The sequence below is a fragment of the Bacteroides sp. MSK.18.37 genome, from assembly GCF_019129155.2.
GTDB lineage: Bacteria > Bacteroidota > Bacteroidia > Bacteroidales > Bacteroidaceae > Bacteroides > Bacteroides ovatus.
In genome coordinates this window covers 1,090,778-1,114,521 of record NZ_JAHOIB020000001.1, presented here as the reverse complement: position 1 = coordinate 1,114,521, position 23,744 = coordinate 1,090,778, and the positions used below count along the sequence as shown (strand labels likewise).

General features: G+C 41.3%; 13 protein-coding genes. 8 read left to right on the top strand and 5 right to left on the bottom strand.

The genetic code is table 11. The annotated features are described in order from the left end of the window. The first annotated feature begins 24 nt into the window (after positions 1 to 24). The 4 genes from KSX81_RS04860 to KSX81_RS04845 all read left to right on the top strand — a co-directional run bounded on the left by KSX81_RS04860 (position 25) and on the right by KSX81_RS04845 (position 9,446). Entirely contained in the window at positions 25 to 3,006 is a 2,982-nt protein-coding gene (locus KSX81_RS04860) for a SusC/RagA family TonB-linked outer membrane protein (protein ID WP_118418165.1), read from the top strand. Between the two features lie 12 nt (positions 3,007 to 3,018). Beyond that, entirely contained in the window at positions 3,019 to 4,707 is a 1,689-nt protein-coding gene (locus KSX81_RS04855; RefSeq protein WP_217725491.1) for a RagB/SusD family nutrient uptake outer membrane protein, read from the top strand. Between the two features lie 16 nt (positions 4,708 to 4,723). Further along, positions 4,724 to 6,850: a heparin-sulfate lyase HepC gene (gene hepC / locus KSX81_RS04850; RefSeq protein ID WP_195401560.1), complete on the top strand. Its 2,127-nt coding sequence runs from the start codon at positions 4,724 to 4,726 to the stop codon at positions 6,848 to 6,850. Between the two features lie 235 nt (positions 6,851 to 7,085). Further along, positions 7,086 to 9,446 carry a right-handed parallel beta-helix repeat-containing protein gene (locus KSX81_RS04845; protein ID WP_217725492.1) on the top strand — a complete coding sequence of 787 codons (2,361 nt, stop codon included), beginning with the start codon at positions 7,086 to 7,088 and terminating at the stop codon, positions 9,444 to 9,446. A gap of 570 nt (positions 9,447 to 10,016) precedes the next feature. Here the strand turns inward: KSX81_RS04845 and KSX81_RS04840 are convergent. Further along, complete coding sequence (locus KSX81_RS04840) at positions 10,017 to 11,468, bottom strand: glycoside hydrolase family 10 protein (protein WP_118418166.1); 1,452 nt, start codon at positions 11,466 to 11,468, stop codon at positions 10,017 to 10,019. 109 nt (positions 11,469 to 11,577) lie between these two features. Between KSX81_RS04840 and KSX81_RS04835 the strand changes: the two genes are divergently transcribed. Genes KSX81_RS04835 through KSX81_RS04825 form a run of 3 tightly spaced genes read left to right on the top strand, consistent with a single transcriptional unit; the run spans position 11,578 to position 13,725 of the window. Further along, on the top strand, positions 11,578 to 13,008 hold the full coding sequence (locus tag KSX81_RS04835; protein ID WP_118419573.1) for a carbon starvation protein A: 1,431 nt from the start codon (positions 11,578 to 11,580) through the stop codon (positions 13,006 to 13,008). Then, positions 13,005 to 13,235 carry a hypothetical protein gene (locus KSX81_RS04830; RefSeq protein WP_004300962.1) on the top strand — a complete coding sequence of 77 codons (231 nt, stop codon included), beginning with the start codon at positions 13,005 to 13,007 and terminating at the stop codon, positions 13,233 to 13,235. Before KSX81_RS04835 ends, KSX81_RS04830 begins: the two co-directional genes overlap by 4 nt. A gap of 4 nt (positions 13,236 to 13,239) precedes the next feature. Next, on the top strand, positions 13,240 to 13,725 hold the full coding sequence (locus tag KSX81_RS04825; RefSeq protein WP_217725493.1) for an outer membrane beta-barrel protein: 486 nt from the start codon (positions 13,240 to 13,242) through the stop codon (positions 13,723 to 13,725). A 96-nt stretch (positions 13,726 to 13,821) separates the two neighbouring features. On the opposite strand, the gene uvrA is transcribed toward KSX81_RS04825, so the two are convergent. Next, positions 13,822 to 16,593: an excinuclease ABC subunit UvrA gene (uvrA, locus tag KSX81_RS04820; RefSeq protein ID WP_004310291.1), complete on the bottom strand. Its 2,772-nt coding sequence runs from the start codon at positions 16,591 to 16,593 to the stop codon at positions 13,822 to 13,824. 16 nt (positions 16,594 to 16,609) lie between these two features. Here uvrA and KSX81_RS04815 point away from each other — a divergent pair, with 16 nt between their 5' ends. Next, entirely contained in the window at positions 16,610 to 18,196 is a 1,587-nt protein-coding gene (locus KSX81_RS04815; protein ID WP_171035994.1) for a glycoside hydrolase family 10 protein, read from the top strand. A 111-nt stretch (positions 18,197 to 18,307) separates the two neighbouring features. On the opposite strand, the gene KSX81_RS04810 is transcribed toward KSX81_RS04815, so the two are convergent. From KSX81_RS04810 to KSX81_RS04800, 3 genes are all read right to left on the bottom strand, one after another. Beyond that, complete coding sequence (locus tag KSX81_RS04810; RefSeq protein ID WP_004300958.1) at positions 18,308 to 18,856, bottom strand: chromate transporter; 549 nt, start codon at positions 18,854 to 18,856, stop codon at positions 18,308 to 18,310. A gap of 118 nt (positions 18,857 to 18,974) precedes the next feature. Continuing rightward, entirely contained in the window at positions 18,975 to 19,517 is a 543-nt protein-coding gene (locus KSX81_RS04805; RefSeq protein WP_004300957.1) for a chromate transporter, read from the bottom strand. Then, a complete protein-coding gene (locus tag KSX81_RS04800) occupies positions 19,514 to 23,524 on the bottom strand; it encodes a two-component regulator propeller domain-containing protein (protein WP_008644839.1) in 4,011 nt (1,336 codons plus the stop codon). The genes KSX81_RS04805 and KSX81_RS04800 overlap by 4 nt, the downstream gene beginning before the upstream one ends. Positions 23,525 to 23,744 lie beyond the last annotated feature (220 nt).

Sequence of the window (23,744 nt, the reverse complement as noted above, 5' to 3'; positions counted from 1 at the left end):
TAAGGTTAATTAAACGATTTGATTATGAATAAATTATTATTTACGATAGGCATGTTATTCATCTCTTCGGTAAGTCTGGTGGCGCAAGAGATGATGAATGGCATTGTGAAAGATGGCTCCGGTAAACCTCTTTCGGGTGTAAAGGTATCAAAGGTAGGAGAATTCAAAAATAACAATGTCACTGATGAAGACGGTTTGTTTTCACTCCTGTTGAAGAAAGGTGATTATATAGAACTGAATTATGCAGATGTAGCAACCAAGCGGATTAAAATCACAGGGGATACCCTGAATTTGGTGTTTGATATCAAGAAAGACGCGGTTGTTGATTTGGGATTTCTAAAGCGGACAGAAGACACCCAAACCCAGTCTGTGACTGCTATTTATGCTGACTTGCTGGAAAAGAACGCAACTTCTCCCGACCGGGTGAATAACGCGCTTTTTGGATTGATATCAGGGCTTCATCTCAGTCAAACGGTTGGTTGGGATGCTAATGCCGGCATGAATATACGTGGTCGTGGTGGTTTGGGTAGCGGAGCTCCCTTGGTTTTGGTGGATGGATTTGAACGGGGACTGACGAATATGACAATAGAAGAAATAGAGTCCGTTCAAGTCTTGAAAGATGGTGCTGCTACGGCTTTGATGGGTGCCAGAGGGGCTAACGGAGTCATTTTGGTGAATACCAAAAGAGGTATTTATAATTCGTTTGATGTGGATGTGAATTATCGTCATGGTTTCGATTTTCCTGTCAACCGGCCGGAAATGGCGGATGCTTATACGTATGCTATGGCGCAGAACGAAGCGCTGTATTATGATGGTTTGCCGTTACAATACACGAAAAGGGACTTGGAACGGTTTAAGGATGGTACGAATCCGAATTATTATCCGAACGTCAACTGGTATAAAGAGGGTACAAGGAATTTCAGCGAAAACAATCAGTTTAATGTAATGATGCGTGGTGGCGGAAAAAGAGTACGGTATATGGCGTTGTTGGATTATAAGAATAAGTTTGGTTTGTTGAATGAAGATTATACTCACTATTCGGATCGTTATAATTCTCAGATACGGACTTATGAGTTAGGACTGCGTATGAATTTGGATGTGGATATCACTTCCAGCACCCGAATGAAGTTTGGCTTATATGGCATTATTGGAGAAGATAAGCGACCGAATACGGATATTAATACCATCTTCCAGAATTTTTATAAAGTACCTGCCGCTGCATTTCCGGTGAAGACGCTGAATAATAATTGGGGGAGTAATACGCTTTTTAAGATGAATCCGATTGCGGCTATTGCAGATGTGGGATATGTACAGGAAAATCGTCGTATGTTGGAAACAGATATGCGGATTACTCAGGATTTCTCTATGTTCCTGAAGGGGTTGAGTGCGGAAGTGGCTGTCGCTTATGATAATACTGCCACTTTTCAGGATATAGGTAGTAAGACCTATAAGTATGAAGTCGGTTATCTGTCGGAAGAGGGACTCCCGGTAAGTGAAACTTATGGTACGGATAGCAAGGTGCAGATAACCAAGTCTGTATTGTCTGCCCAATTGATACGTGCCAGTGTTGAGGCTAAATTGAATTATGACTATACATCCGGTAAGCATCAATTGTCGGCTTCGGCTGTCTATCGGCAGGATATGAAAGAACCGTTAGAAAATAACGCCTCTTATTATCGGCAGAATATCATGGGATTTGTCGGTTATAATTATGGCAACCGTTATATGGTAGATGTTGTCGGCAACTATTATGGTACAAGTGTTCTGTTGAAAGGTGATAAGTTTCGTTTCTATCCGGCTGTTTCTGCTGGTTGGAATTTGGCTAACGAAGATTTCCTGAAAGGGGCTTCTAACCTGGACTTGTTGAAACTTCGGGCTTCTTGGGGACGTTCTGCGGTAGATGAACTTGATTATGGATTGGGGAATTATTTCTGGACAGGGGGGACAGGATATCCTTTTGGAGATGGTATGACAGTAGTCAATGGTTTGAAAGAACAAAGGTTACCTGTATATGGCTTGAATCTGGAGACTGCAGACAAATATAATGTGGGGGTAGACCTGCGTTTATGGAAGAACTTCACGGCAACGGCAGAGGTGTACTATGACCATCGTACTAATATTTTAGTTGCTAATAATAATGTGTCCGGCATACTAGGCATCGACCCGCCGAAAGCCTGCATAGGTGAAGTAAAGAGCCGTGGTGTAGAATTGAGTTTGGGATGGAGTGGACAACATAAGGATTTCAATTATTTTGTAAATGCGAATTGGGCATTGAATGATAGTGAGATTGTTGAAAACGGACAAGCCTATCAGCCTTACGACTATTTATATACACGTGGACATAAAGTCGGGCAACTGTTTGGATTGGAAGCCGTCGGTTATTTCCGTGATGAAGAGGATATTGCCAAGAGCCCGGAACAAACATTTTCGGTGGTTCGTCCGGGAGATGTGAAATATAAAGACCAGAATGGAGATGGAAGGATAGATAGTGAGGATAGGATAGCAATCGGCAAGTCTACAACGGTGCCCGAAATGGTGTTCGGATTGAATTTGGGTTTTGAATATAAGGGCTTTGGAATAGATATGGTCTTTAATGGAGTGAGTGGGTTGACCAAACAATTGAATGTGGCAAATGTACATCAGCCCTTACGTAATGGCAATACCAATATCGCGACTTGGTATTTGAAAGATAAGATTCGTTGGACAGAAGCTATGAAAGATGTCGCCAATGTACCCCGTCTTTCTACATTGTCGAATGAAAATAATTATCAGACTAGTACACAATGGATTGAAGATGGTTCATTCTTGAAATTACGTAATCTGAATGTCTATTATAATCTGCCGCAGAAATGGGTGAAAAAGATAAAATTGGATAAACTTCAGATTTACGCTAAGGCACAGAATGTATTTTCTATAGATAAGATTGATTATTTCAATTGTGAAGATCTGACATTGGGGTATCCGGATTTATTCTCTGTATGTCTAGGACTGAATATTAACTTTTAAATAAAGATAGTTATGCGAAATATAAAGAACTATGTAGTAGCGGCTTTCGCTCTGTTTTTATTGGACGGATGTGATTTTCTCGATTACGATGAAACTAGCGGAAAAACCAAGGAAGAAGCCTACAGCTATTTTAATAATATGAACTCATCGGTAGCTTATATATATGGTTTCTTGCCGACTGATTTTGGGAGGGTGAGTGATGCGATGATGGAATCTGCTACCGATAATTCTGTCTATACTTGGGAGAATAATAGTATCTATTATATAACCAATGGTATTTGGAGCCCGCTAAAGCGTGTCGATGATGGCTGGGGCTTCTGGAACGGAGTTCGTAGTGCCAATTTATTCCTTGAAAATTTTGATCCGAAAGTGCTTGAACGTTTTCAGTACAATGAAGATTATGATGAAATGATAGAAAAAGCTTCCAAGTTTTCTTTGGAAGTCCGCTTCTTGCGTGCGTTTTATTTATTCGAACTGGCTAAACGCTATGGGGATATTCCTTTGATAACACGTACTTATACGCAGGAAGAGATTAATTCTGTACGAAAGACTTCATTTGCGGATGTGATAGATTTCATAGCAAAGGAATGTACGGAGATAACCCGGGAAGGAGGACTGCCGGAAGATGGTGTCAGAGGCGAGACAGGCAGGGTGACCAAAGGTGCGGCACTGGCTTTAAAATCAAGGGCTTTACTGTATGCGGCAAGTGATTTGCATAATCCCGGTCGTGACTTGACAAAGTGGGAAGCGGCAGCTAAAGCAGCTTATGAGGTTATAAAAATGAATAAATATCAATTGCCTAACGTTTCTACTGACCCGTTGTATTCGGATTTGGGTGGTAATGAGGTCTTGAAGTCCAAACAGTTGATTTTAGAGCGTCGTGCCATTGCAACTACCAGTGATTTTGAATCACGCAATGAACCGATGGGATATGAAGGTGCGGAAGGAGGAAATACGCCTACACAGAATTTGGTAGATGCTTATGAAATGAAGGACGGGACTCCTTTTGACTGGAATAATCCTACTCATGTGGCAAATATGTATTATGATGCTTCCAATAAGGAAACACGTGATCCGCGTTTATACAAAAATGTACTGACCAATGGTTCTATATGGCAGAAACAAAAGGTGGAGACTTTCGAAGGTGGCAAAAACAAGATCTTGGATGGTTCAACGAAAACAGGATATTATCTGCGTAAATATATGAATCCGTCCGTATCACTCGACCCGGACAAACCGAATAAACTGTATCATCACTATGTCTTGTTCCGTTATGCCGAGATATTGTTGAATTATGCGGAGGCTATGAATGAGTGGAAAGGTCCGGATGCTACGGCAGAAGGATGTCCATTGACGGCACGTGCAGCCTTGAATCAGGTTCGTGACTGCGCTGATATGAAACATGTGACTGAAAATGGAGCGGACTTTACAGCAAAGGTTCGCAACGAACGCCGTATTGAGCTGGCTTTTGAAGGACATCGCTTCTATGATATTCGCCGTTGGAGGATAGCAGGGTTGGATGAAGTCAGAAATCTTTATGGAGTAAAGATAACAAAGAGCGGCACTTCCCTCTCTTATGAAAAGGTGTTGTTACAGCAAATGTACTGGAATGATAAGATGTATTTATTCCCTTATCCCCAGAATGAAATTTATATGAATCCGGATTTGGGGCAAAACCCCGGATGGAGTAATGGTAATTAATTAAATTTGAAACAATATGAATTCAAAAATATTTAGTTTGCTTTTTTTGCTGGCTCTGTTCATGACTGCCTGCAATGATGATAAGATTATTTTCTTTGAGAATCATGTCAAGGAAGAGGATAATGGTGGAAGTGAAACAACAGTTCCGAGACTTTTTGAAGTAATCAATCTTGATTATCCCGGTTTGGAAAAAGTGAAAGCATATTATGATAAGAAAGATTACGTCTCGGCTACTTCCGAATTGTTGGAATACTACCGGAATAGAGAGGATGTTACCAATCCTAATATAAATCTGGGTCAGACCTCTATTGGCGATTTCAATAAAAATATTGCTGACCAAGCTTTAGAATATCGTTTTTATATAAAAGATAAATATGAGTCTAAAGATGCATCTGGGAAAGAAACGTATGTCCTGTTTAAACAAGATGATGAAATAAACTGGAATTATGTCCCTGACAAGTATAAGGGAGATGCGGAATTTGTTTATCAGTTGCATCGCCATCAGTGGATGATATACCAGGCTAATGCATATACGGTTACTCATGATGAAAAATATGTCAAATCATGGATAGAGGTTTATGGCGATTGGCTGAAAACGTTTCCTTGCCCTGAAGGGAAAGTCGATAAAAACAAAAATGTGGAATGGTATGGACTTCAACCTGCTCATCGAGTACAGGCACAACTTGATATAATGTCTTATTTTATTCAATCGGAGAACTTTACTCCTGAATGGCTTTCTACATTTCTCGTTGCCCTGTCGGATGGAGTGGAATGTATCCGTAAGAATTATTATAAAGAGACTAATATTCTTATTACTCAAGTGGAGAGTGTTGTTTCTGCCGGAATATTAATGCCGGAATTTAAGAAAGCAGGAGAATGGTTGAATGAAGGTACAGCAAAAATCACTGAACAGGTGGAAGCACAATTCTTAGGTGATGGGGTACATGTAGAACTGACTCCCGGTTATCATATAGAAGCTGTTTATGCTTGCAATAAGCTCTATAATATGGCACAAGTCAACAATAAAGTCGGATACTTCCCGACCAATTATGTCGGATTATTGAAGAAAGCTGCCCGTTTCGTAATGGATATTACGTATCCCGATTATTCTTTTGATAATTTTAATGATACAGGTGCTAGTTCATGGACTAAAAGTGTACTGTTAGGTAATTTCCGTCGATATATGGCCATGTTCCCTGATGATAAAGAAATCGCATGGATGGCAACCGAAGGGAAACAAGGTAAGACTCCTGAAGATTTAATCCAGCTCTATAAGGATGGCGGTTATTATATGTTGCGCAGCAAGTGGGCATCAGATGCAATAATGATGGTAGTGAAAAATAACAATAATCCCAAGAATTATGTGCACTGCCAGCCAGATAATGGAACTTTCAGTTTATATCGTGACGGACGTAATTTCTTACCGGATGCAGGTTTCTTTACTTATGGAGGAGATAAAGAAAGTGATAATCTGCGCAAATCATATCGGGCAACCACCATGCACAATACAATGACCAAGAACTCTGCCACTATAGCAGATGGTTATATGAATGGAAAATTCTTGTTGCAAGAAAGCAAAGGCAATATCGATGTGCTTGTAACGGAAAATAAGTCCTATGGTGACTTGACACATCGTCGTGCCATATTTTTTGTGAACAAGACATTCTTTGTTTTGGTGGACGAGGGCTATGATGCCGGTAAAACTACCCCGGTGGTGGATGTGACTTTCAATTTGGGTAATGCGCCTAAGGTTGTTGTTGATGAAGCTGATAAGGAGAACTTTCAGTATGGTGCTTACACAAAATTTGACGATAATAATAACATGCAGTTTAAGACATTTGTTGAAACTAATTCCGGATATGTAGCTAAATGGAGTACTAATTGGTCCTCTAGTAAGCAGAATGAGAAAACACTTCAACGCAAATGGTATCGAGTGAGTATAACCAAACCGATGGGAGGTGCGGCACGTTTTATTACGGTAATCCACCCGTTTACGAATGAGGCTGATCGTGCAAAATTGAATATTAGTGCTAAATTTACAGATAATACAGGTGCGACTCCTGGCACATTCCATGCCGATGGTGCTTCTGTAGAAGTTTCCGTAGGTGGTACAAAATACGATTTATCTTATAAATTAAAATAGATTTTTTTTATTTTGATATTTGTATCATAGGTAAAAGTTTTGATATAGAGATGAATTTGTAATTTGGCTCTTTTTTCAGGTAACTGAAATGGTATGGGATTGATTGTTTTTTGATGTAACTCCCATACCATTTCTTTTATGGTACGTAAAGTTATTAAAATTTTATTTTTTGTTAATTAAGTATTTTATTTAGTCTATCTTTGCTTATACATATAGCCCAAATAATCATATCATTATGAAAACACGAAGAATAAAAACAATCCTTCTTTTTTTATCAACAATGCCATTTATAGGCATTTATGCCCAATCGATATATTACGTTTCTCCTCATGCATCATCCGGTGGAGATGGCGGTCCGGCAACTCCTTTTCATATCATTCATGAAGCAGTGGAAAAAGCTCGAAAGGATAAGAACTGTACTACAATTTATTTGAGGGAAGGGGAATATTTTTTAGATACCCCCTTGGTGCTGACCTCTGCTGATGGAAATGATTCGAAAGAATTAATAATAAGGAATTATCCAGGTGAGAAAGCTATAATATCGAGCGGAATTACCTTGGACTTGAAATGGGAAAAGTACAAGAATGGTATCATGCGGGCTGCTGTGAAAGGGAATCCGGTTATGGATATGCTTATTGTAAACGGAGATTTGAGGTCTATGGCACGTTATCCTGATTATGATAAAACAGCTGTTCGTTTTAATGGTACATCTGCTTTGGCAACAGCCCCGGAACGAGTGAAAAAATGGAAGAATCCGGAAGGTGGTTACCTTCATGCCATGCATAGTCATGATTGGGGTGATTTTCATTATCGTATTACAGGCAAGAATGAAAAGGGAGAGTTACAACTGGAAGGTGGCTGGCAGAATAATCGTCCAATGGGAATCCATCCTGAAAACAGGATGGTAGAGAATATCTTTGAAGAACTGGATGCTCCGGGAGAATGGTACTATGATAAACAAGAAGGCTGGTTGTATTATTATCCTTTGTCCGATGAAAATATAAACGAGCTGGTGTTTGAAACTCCGCAACTTAAAAACTTGATTGAAATTGCAGGAACTTCATCCCATCCGGTGAAAAACATAACTATTGAAGGAATAGAACTGACGCAAACGATACGGACATTTATGGAACATTATGAGCCTTTGCTCCGTTCGGACTGGACGATATACCGGGGAGGAGCCGTTATTTTCAGGGGAACGGAAAAATGTACCCTGCGTGATTGCTATATCCATCATGTAGGTGGAAACGGTGTCTTTTTTGATAAATATAATCGCAATTCTGCGGTGACCGGTTCTTACCTGACTTCTATTGGAGCCAGTGCCATCTGCTTTGTCGGAGATGTGGCGGGAGTACGTTCACCGAGTTTTAGGTACGGGGAATTTGTTCCTTTGGATAAAATGGATACTGCTAAAGGTTCGCAGAATGACAATCATCCAGCTTATTGTGAAGTCTACGATAATTTAATCTGTACTATCGGTTTGTTTGAAAAGCAGATTACAGGAGTGGAACTTTCCATGTGCCGTAACATTACAGTAAGTCATAACAGTATTTACGATACTCCCCGTGCCGGAATTAATATCAGTGAAGGTACTTGGGGAGGACATATTATCGAATACAACGATATTTTTAACACCGTGAAAGAAACAGGCGACCATGGAACTATCAACTCTTGGGGACGTGACCGTTTTTGGCATCCGAATTATAATGTAATGACACAAATTACGGATGAAAACCCTGCGTTGATTCTAGCAGATGTAGTTGAACCTATTATTATCCGTCATAATCGGTTGCGTTGTGATAGAGGATGGGATATTGATTTGGACGATGGTTCCAGTAATTATCAAATCTACAATAATCTTTGTTTGAATGGCGGCATAAAATTACGTGAAGGCTTTTATCGGACTGTTGAAAATAATATCATTGTCAATAACACGCTCCATCCGCATTTATGGTTTAAAAACAGCGGAGATGTTTTTTCACGTAATATTGTAATGACCAAATATAAACCTATAAGAGTGTATGGCTGGGGCAGGGAAGTAGACTATAATATCTTTACAGACAGTTTATCGTATCTTGCAGCTCGCCAACTTGGTGGAGATGCTCATTCTATAGTAGCTGCGATCAGGTTTATAGATGCTGCGAAAGGTGATTTTAATGTAGCGGACGATTCTGAAGCGATAATTAAAGGAGGTTTTCGTAATTTTCCGATGAATAATTTCGGAGTGTTGTCTTTTCATTTGAAACAGTTGGCTGAAAGTCCTGTTATGCCCGTTCCGCTTGTGGCAGGTCATGTTACGGATACCAAGACGATGCTTTGGAAAGGAGTGACGTTTAAGAATCTGGACACATTGGAAGAACGCTCCGCTACCGGTATGGATATGGAACGGGGAGTTTATGTTGTTTCAGTAGATGCCCTAGGCAGTCCTGTCAGAGATTTTATTGCTCCGAATGATGTTGTGCTTGGAATAAATAGAAAATCTGTCAATAAATTAAGTGATATGAAAGAGGCATTGAAACGCGCGGATACACAAAAAGAAGTCGAGTTCATTATTTTTAGAAACCAGAAGGAGCATAAAGTTGTTATTCCTCTTTGATTTTTATCTATGTCTCTCACTTGATACTGCTATCAACATTACATAATGAAATAAATATCTATCATTGATAAAACAGTCGAATAAAGGTTGCATGGGTGTGAGATGGCTTGTTTTTGTTGCAATGAACCCGTATGAATCCGACTATCATAGCTTAATAATCCGACTTGAATGGCGCTAATTTTATAGCCCACACATGTGTGCCGTACAGCCTACGTATGTGGGCTGTACGGTTTGCATACGTGGGCTGTACAGCCTGCCTATGTGGGCTATAAAAAGACTGATATTCTAACTGGATTATTAAGTTGCCAAATACGGATTATCATCCTGTAAAGTGTGCATTCTTATGCCTTTAAATGGGCATTTTACCTATATGCTACGCCCAAATAGACAAAGTATAGGAATGATAGATGCCCATTTTTTGCAATAAAAGTATGATAGATACCTTGAAAGAAAGGTATCTATCATACTTATTCCACTGACAATTAGGATGATATGGGAATTGATGATAGTATGATAGATGTTTTTTTCTCTATGTAGTATTTAGTTCGGTTTTACTCCTTGGGAATGAAATTATTCTTGTATCGCTACGCTTTCATTTCCGTAACGGTCTACGGCCGTAACAGCGAAATGCTTTTTAGCATTCCAAGGCAGGATAGGGGCATAGATATAACTTGTCTCCCTGATATTCTGCGCTACGATATTTACCGGTCGGCTGGTGTCTACCGGATACTCATTGGAAGCATAAATAACATACATAGGTTTGTTACGTTCGTCATTATCCGTAGCAGCCTGCCATTTTAGTTCCGTATATCCATTCTCGATATTTGTTATTTTCAACTCCGACGGAGCCGTAGGCGGAACATTGTCCAGCCAAGGCATCGGGGGCTGTAAAGCTGGATATGCGTAGAAGTTTTCGGCTAGCTCATCATAAATGCCTTGTGTGTTCTCCATGAGATATTTCACCCGATAGTGCCCTTCACCTGCCATATCATGATTGCGGATGAAGTTTATTTGGCGGTCTATCTCGTCGCGTGTCCATTTGCCTTCATCGGGATGGAGAAAATAAATGCCGAGTCCCGGAATCACCTGCCGTCCGTTGCTCTGTTCCTGCCAGTCGAGGGCAAAAGGGTAGAAATTGTTTCCCTGGAAATACATCATCGGATAAATTTGATCCATAATACCTTCTCCCATCCAACCTTGCGGGTCCTGATAAACGGTAAAGAAAGCATTCCATCCCCGGGAGGGGTAACGAGAAGTATCACGGTATTTACCTACCGGGCAGGTACTAACTTTCACCCAAGGTTTCATAGCTTTTACACCTTTATATATATAACGTACAATTTCGGAGATATTATCCCGGCGCCACTGATCCAGTGTGCGTCCTTTATTGTATCGTCGGAAATCATATTTATCAGGAAAAAGAGGAGCATTCTCCGGATAACGCAGATAGTCGAAATGCACTCCGTCCACATCATAACCGCTAACGACTTCCCGCACCAGTTTCATCAAGTACTCCTTCGTTGCCGGATGTCCCGGGTTGAGGAAATATTCGCGCTTGTAAGGAACGCATATTTCTTTCATCCGCTTGGTGACAGACTGACTGCCGAGCGAAGCAACATGCTTCTTATTCCCTAGTGGGATAGTTACCATCCAGGCATGACATTCCATCCCTCGCTTATGACATTCTTCAATGGCAAAAGCCAGTGGATCATATCCTGGATTTCCTCCTGTTTTTCCGGTCAGGATCGAATTGAAAGGTTCGATTGCTGAAGGATATAATACATCTCCACGAGTACGGGTTTGAAATAGGACAGTGTTGAAGTTGGCAGCCTTTAACTTATCAAGAATATCTATTAACTCTTCTTTCTGCTTGCGGATTGTTTGAGGGGTTGTTGCACGTGTGCGAGGCCAATCCAGTCCGTACACCGCTGTCACCCATGCGGCACGAACTTCGTACTTGGGTTGCGCAACAATTGAGAGAAAAGGAAACAAAAGTGAAAGAATGAAAATAGTATAGCGCATATCCTTTATTTTTTGTTTTAAATCCCTGCAAAGTTAGTAAAAGTGTCGGTATTGTTGGGCTGTTTCGTGAGATTATGTTACATTTGCCAAGTTAAAAAAACGACACGCTATGATTACATTTACTCTATGCCTGCTGGCGTTGATAGTAGGCTATTTTACGTATGGACGCCTGATGGAACGCGTCTTTGGTCCTGACGACCGTAAAACACCGGCTCTTACCAAGGCGGATGGAGTGGATTATATTCCATTGCCCACCTGGAAGATTTTCATGATTCAATTTCTCAATATTGCCGGATTAGGTCCTATTTTCGGAGCAATCATGGGAGCGAAATTTGGTAGCTCTTCATACTTGTGGATTGTGCTGGGAAGTATTTTTGCGGGGGCAGTGCATGATTATTTTGCCGGAATGCTTTCTTTGCGTAATGGAGGTGAAAGCCTGCCGGAAATAATAGGTCGTTATTTGGGACTGACTACCAAGCAGGTGATGAGAGGATTCACTGTCATTTTAATGATTCTGGTGGGGTCGGTTTTCGTTGCGGGGCCTGCCGGATTGTTGGCAAAACTCACTCCGGAAAGTTTGGATGCTACGTTTTGGATTATCGTTGTATTTGCATATTATATTCTGGCTACTTTGTTGCCTGTTGATAAAATAATAGGTAAAATCTACCCATTGTTTGCGGTTGCCTTGTTGTTTATGGCAGTAGGCATTCTGGTGATGCTCTACGTTAACCATCCGGCTTTGCCGGAGTTATGGGACGGATTGCAAAATACTAACCCGGAAGCGAGCGAACTTCCTATCTTCCCGATTATGTTTGTGAGTATTGCTTGTGGTGCCATTTCAGGTTTTCATGCTACGCAAAGCCCATTGATGGCCCGTTGTATGACTTCGGAACGGCATGGACGTCCGGTGTTTTACGGTGCAATGATTACCGAGGGCATTGTTGCTCTTATTTGGGCTGCTGCCGCTACTTATTTTTTCCATGAGAACGGAATGGAAGAAAGCAATGCTTCTGTTATTGTTGATGCTATTACAAAAGAATGGTTGGGAGCAATCGGCGGAGTACTTGCCATTTTGGGAGTGATTGCCGCTCCGATTACTTCGGGAGATACGGCCTTCCGTTCTGCCCGTCTGATTGTGGCAGATTTCTTGGGGATGGAGCAAAAAAGTATGCGCCGTCGTTTGTACATTTGTATTCCGATGTTTGTAGTAGCTATTGGTTTGCTTTTGTATAGTTTGCGTGATGCAAACGGGTTTAATATGATATGGCGTTATTTTGCCTGGGCAAATCAGACATTGGCTGTGTTTACCTTGTGGGCTATAACAGTTTTTCTGGCGGTATCCAAGAAACCTTATATCATTACTTTGGTACCGGCACTGTTTATGACATGTGTATGTTCTACTTATATATGTATTGCTCCTGAAGGATTAGGACTCTCGCATACAGTCTCCTATGGCGTTGGTATAGCGTGTGTAATGGTTGCGACTGTTTGGTTCTATATCTGGATAAATAAGCAAAAAACAAGAAAATTATCAGAATGAAGAAAATAAGAAAATCAACAGGAGTGGCGCTTGCATTCCTTATTTATGTATCTGTAACAGCGGCTTATTTGTTGCCTCGTAATACGGAAGTCAGCCTGACAGAGAAAATAATTACGGTGGCAGTTTCTTATGTCATCGTCCTCCTTCTTTGGCTGGTGCTTCGGAAAAAGGAACAAATGCGCGAACGCCGCAAAAAAGACGAACAATCTATTCACTTAAAAAAGTAAGTTTATGAAGAAATTAGCTTTGGCTCTTTGCTTATTGGCAGTCTCTTTTACTGCACAGGCGCAATTTGAGAAAGGAACTACGATTATTAATCCTTCATTGTCGGGGTTGGACTTTTCGTATAGTAAAAACGATAAAGCAAAGTTTGGAGTTGGTGCACAGGTCGGTACATTCTTTGCCGATGGTATTGCCTTGATGGTAAATGCCGGAGCCGACTGGTCGAAACCGGTAGATGAGTATACACTGGGTACCGGAGTACGCTTCTATTTCAATAAAACCGGTATCTATCTGGGTGGCGGACTCGACTGGAACCGCTTCCGTTGGAGTGGTGGAAAACATCAGACAGACTGGGGACTGGGCATCGAAGCCGGATACGCTTACTTCCTTTCGCGTACGGTGACCATTGAACCTGCCGTTTATTATAAATGGCGTTTCAATGATGGAGATATGTCGCGTTTCGGTGTGAAGATTGGATTCGGTTTCTACTTGTAAGAGAGATTGATTTTTTTCATATATTAAGCCCTGCAGATATAGAACTTCTGCAAGGGCTTAATTACATAGATGTATTATTATAGTTTTGACGATTGCTTATCCTAGTTTTTCTTTCAGAAACTGCCCTGTATAGCTTGCTCCGCAGGCAGCAACTTCTTCCGGGGTACCCACTGCTACGATATTTCCACCCTTATCTCCACCTTCCGGTCCGAGATCGATTACATAATCGGCACATTTGATGACGTCCATGTTATGCTCGATGATAACGATGCTGTGTCCCCGGCGAATCAATGCGTCGAAAGCATCCAGCAGTTTGCGGATATCATGAAAGTGTAATCCTGTAGTCGGTTCGTCAAAGATAAACATCGTTGGGTCAGCTTTCTCCTGACTTAAATAAAATGCGAGTTTGACACGTTGGTTTTCACCACCGGAAAGGGTAGAAGAAGCCTGTCCTAATTTGATATATCCCAGTCCTACGTCCTGCAAAGGAAGTAACTTCTTCACAATTTTCTTCTGTCCATGTTCGTTGAAGAACTCAATCGCTTGGTTGACGGTCATCTCCAATACATCGTAGATGCTTTTATCGTTGAATTTCACTTCCAGCGTGTCGGATTTGAAACGTTTTCCGTGACAAGATTCACACTCCAACACCAAGTCTGCCATAAATTGCATTTCTACAGTAATGGTTCCTTCTCCTTTACACTCTTCGCAACGTCCGCCTTCGCTATTGAAACTGAAGAATCCGGGGGTATATCCCATTTGTTTCGCCAAAGGCTGTTCGGACCATAGTTTGCGGATTTCGTCGTAAGCCTTGATGTAAGTCACCGGATTTGAGCGCGATGATTTGCCAATCGGGTTCTGGTCTACAAATTCTACATTCCGCAGGTCACGCAAACTTCCTCCGATTGAAGTGAATTCTCCCGGTCGGTCACTACATTCGTCTAATTCACGTTTCAATGCCCGGAAGAAAATATCTCTTACCAATGTACTCTTCCCGGAACCGGAAACACCCGTAACAACTGTCATTACATTGAGAGGGATACGTACGTTTACTCCTTTCAGATTATTCTCACGTGCGCCTTTCAATTCTATATAGTTATTCCATGGCCGGCGATGCTTCGGAACGGGTATTTCATCTTCTCCTAAAAGATAACGTACCGTATAACTGTTGCTTCCCTTCTTTAAATCCTTCATATCTCCCTGGTAGACAACTTCTCCACCTAGGCGTCCGGCATTGGGACCTATGTCGATAATGTAATCGGCTGCACGGATAATTTCTTCATCGTGCTCTACCACCACTACCGTATTTCCTAATTGTTGCAGTTGACGCAACACATGGAGCAGACGGTCTGTGTCACGGCTATGCAGTCCGATACTTGGTTCATCGAGAATATAAAGACTACCTACAAGGCTACTTCCCAGCGAGGTTGCCAGATTGATACGCTGGCTCTCTCCACCCGATAAGGAATTACTAAGCCGGTTCAAAGTCAGATAGCCCAAACCTACATCAATTAGAAAACGAATCCGGCTATTTATTTCAACCAGGATACGTCGGGATACGTTGTTGTCGTGTTCGTCCAGTTCCAAATGATCGAAGAATTCCTTCAGCTCTGTGATAGGCAAATCTACCAGTTCGGAAATGTTTTTTCCACCCACTCGTACATATCCGGCTTCCGGTTTCAGGCGGGTGCCGTGGCATTTCGGGCAAAGCGTCTTTCCCCGGTAACGCGCCAGCATCACCCGGTATTGTATCTTATATTGATTCTCTTCCAGCATCTTGAAAAAATCATTGATGCCGTGGAAATATTGGTTGCCCTCCCAAAGTAACCTGCGTTGCGCGTCTGTCAACTCATAATAAGGAGTGAAAATGGGGAAGTCGAATTTCTCCGCATTATGAATTAATTCTTCTTTCCATTCACCCATCTTTTCGCCACGCCAGCATACGATAGCTCCTTCATGCACCGATAATGAACGATCCGGAACGACTAAGTGCTCGTCGATGCCGATTACTTTGCCGAATCCTTCGCACGCCGGACAAGCGCCGATAGGCGAGTTGAATGAAAACATCTGGTCGTTCGGTTCTTCAAAGATGATGCCGTCCGCTTCGAATTTAGTGCTGAAAGTATGAAGTTTCGTAGTTCCATCCGATAGAAAAAAACGCAGCATACAGGTTCCGTCGCCTTCATACATGGCTGTTTCGGCAGAATCAGTCAGCCGGCTGATGGCGTCTTTGCTGTTGGCAACAGCCATACGGTCCACCAGTAGATATACTTCATCACCTGCCACAGGCGTATATTCATCAATACGCTTCATCTCACCGTTCACTTCGATACGGTTGAACCCTTGTTTCAGGTCTATCTCCAGTTGCTGTTGCAAGGTGCGGTCTTCACGCAGGCGGATGGGTGTCAGTACCGTATATCTTGTACCTTCCGGGTATGAGAGCATGCAGTTGACAATGTCTTCTGTAGAGTGCTTCTTTACTTCTTGTCCGCTGATGGGGCTATACGTTTTCCCTACCCGTGAATATAACAGGCGTAGATATTCGTAAATTTCAGTCGAGGTGCCCACAGTAGAACGGGGATTGCGGCTGTTCACTTTTTGTTCGATAGCAATGGCGGGAGGAATCCCTTTGATAAAGTCACATTCCGGTTTGCTCATTCGCCCCAGGAACTGGCGCGCATAGCTGCTTAAACTTTCCACGTAGCGGCGTTGTCCTTCTGCGTAGAGCGTATCAAAAGCAAGAGATGATTTTCCCGAACCCGATAATCCGGTGATGACAACAAGCTTGTTGCGGGGAATATCTACATCGATGTTTTTTAGGTTGTTGACGCGTGCGCCTTTGATCGAAATATAGTTGTTTTCTGACATAAAATACTCCTTTTTTATGGTAGTCGGCAAAGTTAGCGAATTTATCGGGAGTTTGTATTATCTTTGCGTCACATTATTACGATTTAAGAATATTATGAAGCTGAAAAACTATCTTTTACTTTTAGCTCTTCTTCTGGTGGTAGGAGTGAGGGCACAGGTGCCATCAGGCAATAAATATCCTAAACGTGAATTCCGTGGAGCGTGGATACAAGCTGTTAACGGTCAGTTTCGTGGCATTCCCACAGAGAGGCTGAAACAAATATTGATTAGTCAGTTGAACTCTCTTCAGGAAGCTGGTATTAACGCAATCATCTTTCAGGTACGCCCTGAAGCGGATGCATTATATGCTTCCCAGCATGAACCGTGGAGTCGTTTTCTGACAGGAACGCAAGGTCAGATGCCTTCTCCTATGTGGGATCCGATGCAGTTTATGATTGAAGAATGTCAGAAACGGAATATGGAGTTTCATGCCTGGATCAATCCTTACCGTGTGAAGACCTCATTAAAAAATAAGTTGGCGCCGGAGCATATTTATCACCAGCATCCGGAATGGTTTGTTACTTATGGCGATCAGCTATATTTCGATCCGGCACTTCCCGAAAGCCGGGAGCATATCTGTAAAATTGTGACCGATATTGTGTCTCGTTATGATGTAGATGCTATTCACATGGATGATTATTTCTATCCTTATCCGGTTAATGGATTGGATTTTCCGGATGATGCAAGTTTCGCCCGTTATGGTGGAGGTTTCACCAATAAGGCAGATTGGCGTCGTAGTAATGTGAATGTGTTGATAAAGAAGCTTCACGAAACGATTCGTGGCATCAAGCCTTGGGTGAAGTTTGGTATCAGTCCGTTCGGTATTTATCGTAATCAGAAGAGCGATCCATTGGGAAGCAACACCAATGGTTTGCAGAACTATGATGATCTTTATGCCGATGTACTCCTTTGGGCACGTGAAGGATGGATTGATTATAATATTCCGCAAATTTACTGGGAGATTGGCCACAAAGCTGCCGACTATGAGACACTGGTGAAATGGTGGGCTACTCATTCGGAAAACCGGCCGTTGTTCATTGGTCAGTCGGTGCCAAAGACAGTTCAGTTTGCCGATCCGCAGAATTCTTCTATCAATCAGCTTCCCCGCAAGATGGCTTTGCAACGTGCTTACCAAACAATCGGAGGTAGCTGTCAATGGTATGCAGCAGCTGTTGTTGAGAACCAGGGTAGATATCGCGATGCTTTAATCAGTGAATATCATAAATATCCTGCTTTGATTCCAGTCTTTGATTTTATGGATGATAAAGCTCCGGGCAAGGTACGTAAAATGAAAAAGGTATGGACGGAAGATGGCTATATCCTTTTTTGGACAGCTCCGAAAGCTGATACAGAGATGGATAAGGCAGTTCAATATGTAGTCTATCGTTTTGACAGTAAAGAAAAGGTGAATTTGGACGATCCTTCTCATATTGTAGCTATCACGCGCAATCCATTCTATAGACTTCCTTATGAAACAGGAAAAACAAAATGCCGTTATGTAGTGACAGCTTTAGATCGTTTACATAATGAATCGAAATCCGTAAGTAAGAAGTTAAAACTGTAAAGGTATAGAATAAACAACGATAAAACGGTGAACACTCTGCTGAATGATAACGCAGTTTATTCACCGTTTTTTTGTTTACTGTTTTTTTGTTTACTGTTCAGCCGCTCGTTATTAATAGAGCAGCAAACCTGCAATACCACAGGCGATAATCATTAATATCGGATTGGCTTTATATTTTCTTGTTCCGATGAATGCAATCAGAAAGATAATGATACTGATAACGAATGAATAAGTATCTTCCGTAGGCGAACCGAAGTTTTCTGCGTTCATTAATACCAACGCGGCGGAGGCGAGTAATCCGACTACTGCCGGGCGTAATCCATTAAAAATAGATTCTACTATCGGATGTTTCTGGTATTTTAGGAAGAATTTACTGATGGTCAACATCAAGATGAAAGAGGGAAGGACTACGGCAAAGGTAGCAATGATGGAACCCCATACGCTACCCGTAGAAGTAAACCCTACATAAGTAGCTGCGTTGATACCAATAGGTCCTGGAGTCATTTGGCTGATTGCGACAATATCCGTGAACTCCTGCGAACTCACCCATCCATAGCGGGTTACCACTTCGCCTTGAATCATGGAAAGCATGGCATAACCGCCACCGAAGCCAAAGAGCCCGATCTTGAAAAATGTATAGAATAACTGTAGGTAAATCATGTGATTAATAATTTATTATATAATAATTTTAGGCATGGATTACACGGATTTCCCGGCTTTTAGAATTATGAATCTGTAAAACAACAGCGTTAATCCGCGCCTTCTCAACTCTCCATTCTCAACTCTCAACTTTTCTAAATTTCCCCCACAGGAAACCTCCTACACCGGCCGCAATAATAATCCAGATAGGGGAGAAGCCCAACAGCCAGATTAATATTGCCGAGACAACAGGAATCCACAGATTGTAGCGGTTGATTTTTGCGGATCGTCCCATGGTAAAGGTCGGCGCCGCGATGAGTGCCACCACTGCCGGGCGAATTCCTTTAAAAATACGTTCCACTATCGGATTGTCTTTGAAACTATGAAAGAACAGGGCGATAGCCAATATAATAATGAAAGACGGCAAAATTGTTCCCAATGCTGTGATAATACTTCCCCGGATTCCACGCAGCTTATATCCTATAAAGATAGAAATATTGACTGCCAAAATTCCCGGTGCGGATTGGGAGATAGCCAGCAGATCGATAAAATCTTCCTGCGCAATCCATTTCCGTTTGGTGACAATTTCATTTTCAATCAGTGGCACCATTGCATATCCTCCTCCAATAGTAAAGGCGCCTATTTTAAAAAAGATTCCAAATGCTTCGAGATAAATGTTCATTCTTTCTTTTCTCCTCCTTCCTTACTAACTGCTTTTTTCTCTTTGCCATATTGACTGGGACTTACATTATAATGCTTCTTAAATACTTCGCGGAAGTACTTGGCGTCACTGAATCCCGTCATTTCTGCAATTTCTGTTATGCTATGTGTGTCTTCTTTTAGTAATTGTACGGCACGTTTCAGACGAATCAGCCGGATATAATCTCCCGGTGCCTGATCGGTTAATGCCCTTAATTTATTGTAAAAACTTGTGCGACTCATTCCCATCAGGCTGCATAATACATCTACCGTGAGAGCAGGATTGTCAATGTTATCTTCCACGTTCTTTTTGACGTTTGCTATGAATTTCCAGTCAATGTCTTGCGAACAGTTGATGCAGTCTTCATCATTTTCCTCATCATTCAGATCTAAATTTGCGAATTTGCTGCGCAATAGTGCACGGTTAGCCAGCAGATTGGCAACATTAGCTTTCAATATACCAATATTGAATGGCTTCACAACGTATTCATCCGCACCAATCTGAAGTCCCGAGAGAATATCTTTCTCATTATTCAAAGCAGTCAGCAGGATAACAGGAATGTGGGAGGTTTCGATATTATTCTTGATAGCTTGGCATAATTCATCCCCCCGCATTTCAGGCATCATAATGTCTGAAATAACCAGCTCTGGTTTGTACTCGGGAATAATCGTCAATGCTTCTTTTCCATTGGAGCAAACCTGTACGAAATACTCCTCGGATAACGTTTGCGACAGATAGTTGCGCAACTCATCATTATCTTCCACAATCAAGATGCGACGATGATTAATGTTCTCTTTCTTTTGTGCATTTTCGTAAATTTCAGGTGATGGAGGCGGAACGTTATCAATCGTATTTTCTATACGCTGTTTGCTCGGAGTTGCCAGATGTGCTTTCCGGAAGCGCTTGCTGTCTTTAGGGAATGTTATTTTGATAACCGATCCCTGGTTTTCGATGCTTGACAGATTAATCTTTCCTTTATGCAGGCGGACTAGCTTCCATACAAGCATCAGTCCGATACCACTTCCTGTTACTTTGGAATTAATAGCATTGCTGCCACGGAAATGAAGTTTGAACAATTTCTTTTGTTCATTGGCCGGGATGCCGATTCCTGTGTCTCTGACTTCCACGCTCCATGAGTCAGATGTTTCTGAAACGAAAACCTGTACATTTCCATTTTCCGGAGTATATTTCAGTGCGTTCGAAATGATGTTCTTAAAGATAGATTCCATCTTTTCTTTATCAAACCATACGTTCATATACCTGAAATTACTTTCATAAGTGAAGTTGATATGTTTGATGTTGGCGTACTGCTGGAACGCGTTGAATATTTCATTCATAAACGTGTTTAGCTCATGCTCTGAAATATATAATTCGGAAGAATATACGTCCGCTCTTTCAAAGTTGATAAGATTGGTGGTAAGACGTAATAGGGCATTTACGTTTCGTAATGCCGTATTCATGTTCGAAATACCTTCTTTACTCAACTCCTCTTTCTCGCGTAGTTCTTCCAAAGGTGCTTTGATAAGCGTCAATGGGGTACGGATATCATGTGCCGTATTGATAAAGAAGTGTATTTTCTCATCGGAGACTTTGCGTTGCTTCCTCAAAATCAGTATACGCAATAGGACGATGGCAATGAGACAAAGGATAGCTGTATAAACCAGCATGGCCCAGAATGTCAGCCAGAAAGGTTGGGCTATGATAATATCCATACTTCTTTCTTCAAGCATGATGCGTTTGTCTTCATTGGAGATGGCACGTACCCTTAGCGTATATTTGCCCGGGGCAAGATTGGTGTAACGAATCGTGTTCTCTGTTCCGGGTTTGCTCCATTTATCATAGAAACCTTCTAGCCTCCAAGAGTAAAGAATATTGGAAGGATAGTCATAGTTGATGGAAGAAACCTGCAAAGAGAATCTGTTTTGATTGTATTTTAACTTTAGTACCTTTGTATCATTGATGCTTGCTTTCAACGGAGAATCCTCATCACCCGGATAGATTGTTTGATAAAAAAGCTTGAAATCGCTGAAAATCATTTTAGAAGAATAACTTCTGGGCAATTTCATATCCTTGTCAAATTCCACTGCTCCGTCAGAACTGCCTAAAATGAATTTATTGTTTTTCCGTAACGTACCTGATAGCGCATTGAAATGGGTGGTCATCAATCCCATATCTTTGGTCCAGTTATAGAATTTTTTCTCATTGGGATAAAAACTTGTCAATCCGCTTTCTGTACTCATGATTATATCTTTGTCCGCATCCGATAATATGGTATAGATATTATTGGATATCAAAGCACAGTTTTCCGTGTGGTAATGAGTGAACAGTTTTTTATTAATATCGTAAATCAATAGTCCCGACCCGCTGGTACCTATATACAATGAACCGTTTTTTGCTTGGTACAGGGAATAGATATAGTTCGACTCTACCGGAAGTTTTATGCGCTCGAATTTTCCGGATTCTTTATCTAAAAGACATAGGCCGGTGGCACTACCGATCCACATACTTTTTTCATCTTTCTCAACGATGGCGGTAATGGAATTTAATCCATCATAAAACCGTACTTCCTGCGTCTTCAGATTAATACGCTTGAGGTTGTAGAATCCTCCCGACCAGATATAACCCTGCATATCTGTACGAATATCACGTATATATTTATCCGGTCGCTTGTTTGTATGAGTGTACAAAGGCGGCATGAAATAGCTGACACTGAACGTTTTCTTATCTATCTGGTAAGCACCGGAAGAGTACCCGCCTGCCCAGATAATTCCGGGAGCCACTTCGCATATAGTAAGAAAGATATGGCTTTTATTACCTTGCGACTCTTCAAAAGCACTAAGCACCGATCGCCATTGTCCGGTCTTTGAATTAAAAAAACTGATGCCATTGTTCGTTGCAAACCATAAATCTCCCTCTCTGTCTTCAATAATGGCATTTACTTGATCGTTGATTAAAGACTGTTTGTTACCGATGGAGTGCTTAATCCATTTGTAGCTCGTATAACGGTTGTTTTGTATCGTGATTCCGATGGGATAATTAGCCAGCCATATCCGTTCTTCATCATCCACAAAAATGTCATTGATACTGTTACCGTTCATGCCACAATTACTGTTATAATCAGCCACAATTTCGGGTACTATTTGATAAGTATCCATATTTATTTTGTGTACTCCTCCGCCATCGGTAGCTATTAATAACTCTTTGTCATTTAGCGGCTTGAACCGTGTGATACTGATATCTTTCAGGTTATAATCCGGTCGTATGACGGATTTGGTATTCATATCATAAACCATAATTCCCCGCAAGAAAGTGCCGATGAATAGTTTCCGAATCTTTTTGTCGAAGTGTAAATCGCTTACTTGGGCTTTCACGCTCTCCAACTTATCGCAATTGATAAGTTTCAATGCGTTGTTTTCTAATTGGGCATAATGAATCCCCATTTCCGTACCGATGAAGAAATGCGATTCGTCTATTTGTTCAATATCAGTGATTTCTTCACTTATATCATTCTTTATATGGGTGACTTGTTTGGTGTCCGTATTATAGAGAAAGATAGTATCTTTATTGCATAGCCAGATGTGTTTGTTCTGGTCGAGCCAGGCATAAGTGACCGGGTCCGGCTGTTCGCTGAAACTTTCCATCGGTAATTTATATACAAGACTGAAGCAGTCGTGAATCTGGTCATACCGGAATACTTTTCCTTTTTTCCCGATTTCCCATAAGACTCCTTCCTGATCAATATAAAGCCAGTTTAGATTTAACAGAGAGTTCACTTCTGCGTCACCATCCATTAACTTATATCGTTTAAACTCTTTTCCATTGTATCGATCAATACCTTCGTGCGTGAGGAACCACATGTATCCGGTTTTATCTTTTTGAATGCAGTAAACCCGCCGGTTACTTAACCCATCCTCCACTCCGAGATATCGATACGTCTGCGCGACACAAATTAGAGGAAACAATAAGATTAGAAAAAGCCATTTTTTCATACAAATAGGACTTTTAAGGGTTATTGAATCTTTTATGAGGGGGAAAGTTTGACAAAATTAAGAAGATTTTTTGATATTACAAAATTTTGATGAAAGATAACAGCGCTCCAAAAATGAAGAAAATAGACTATTTTATAACTATTTGTATATACTGTTTGTTTTCGGTATTTTGGTATCTATCAGAAGTCTTCCGGTAGAATGGAAAGTTCCGTAAAATAAG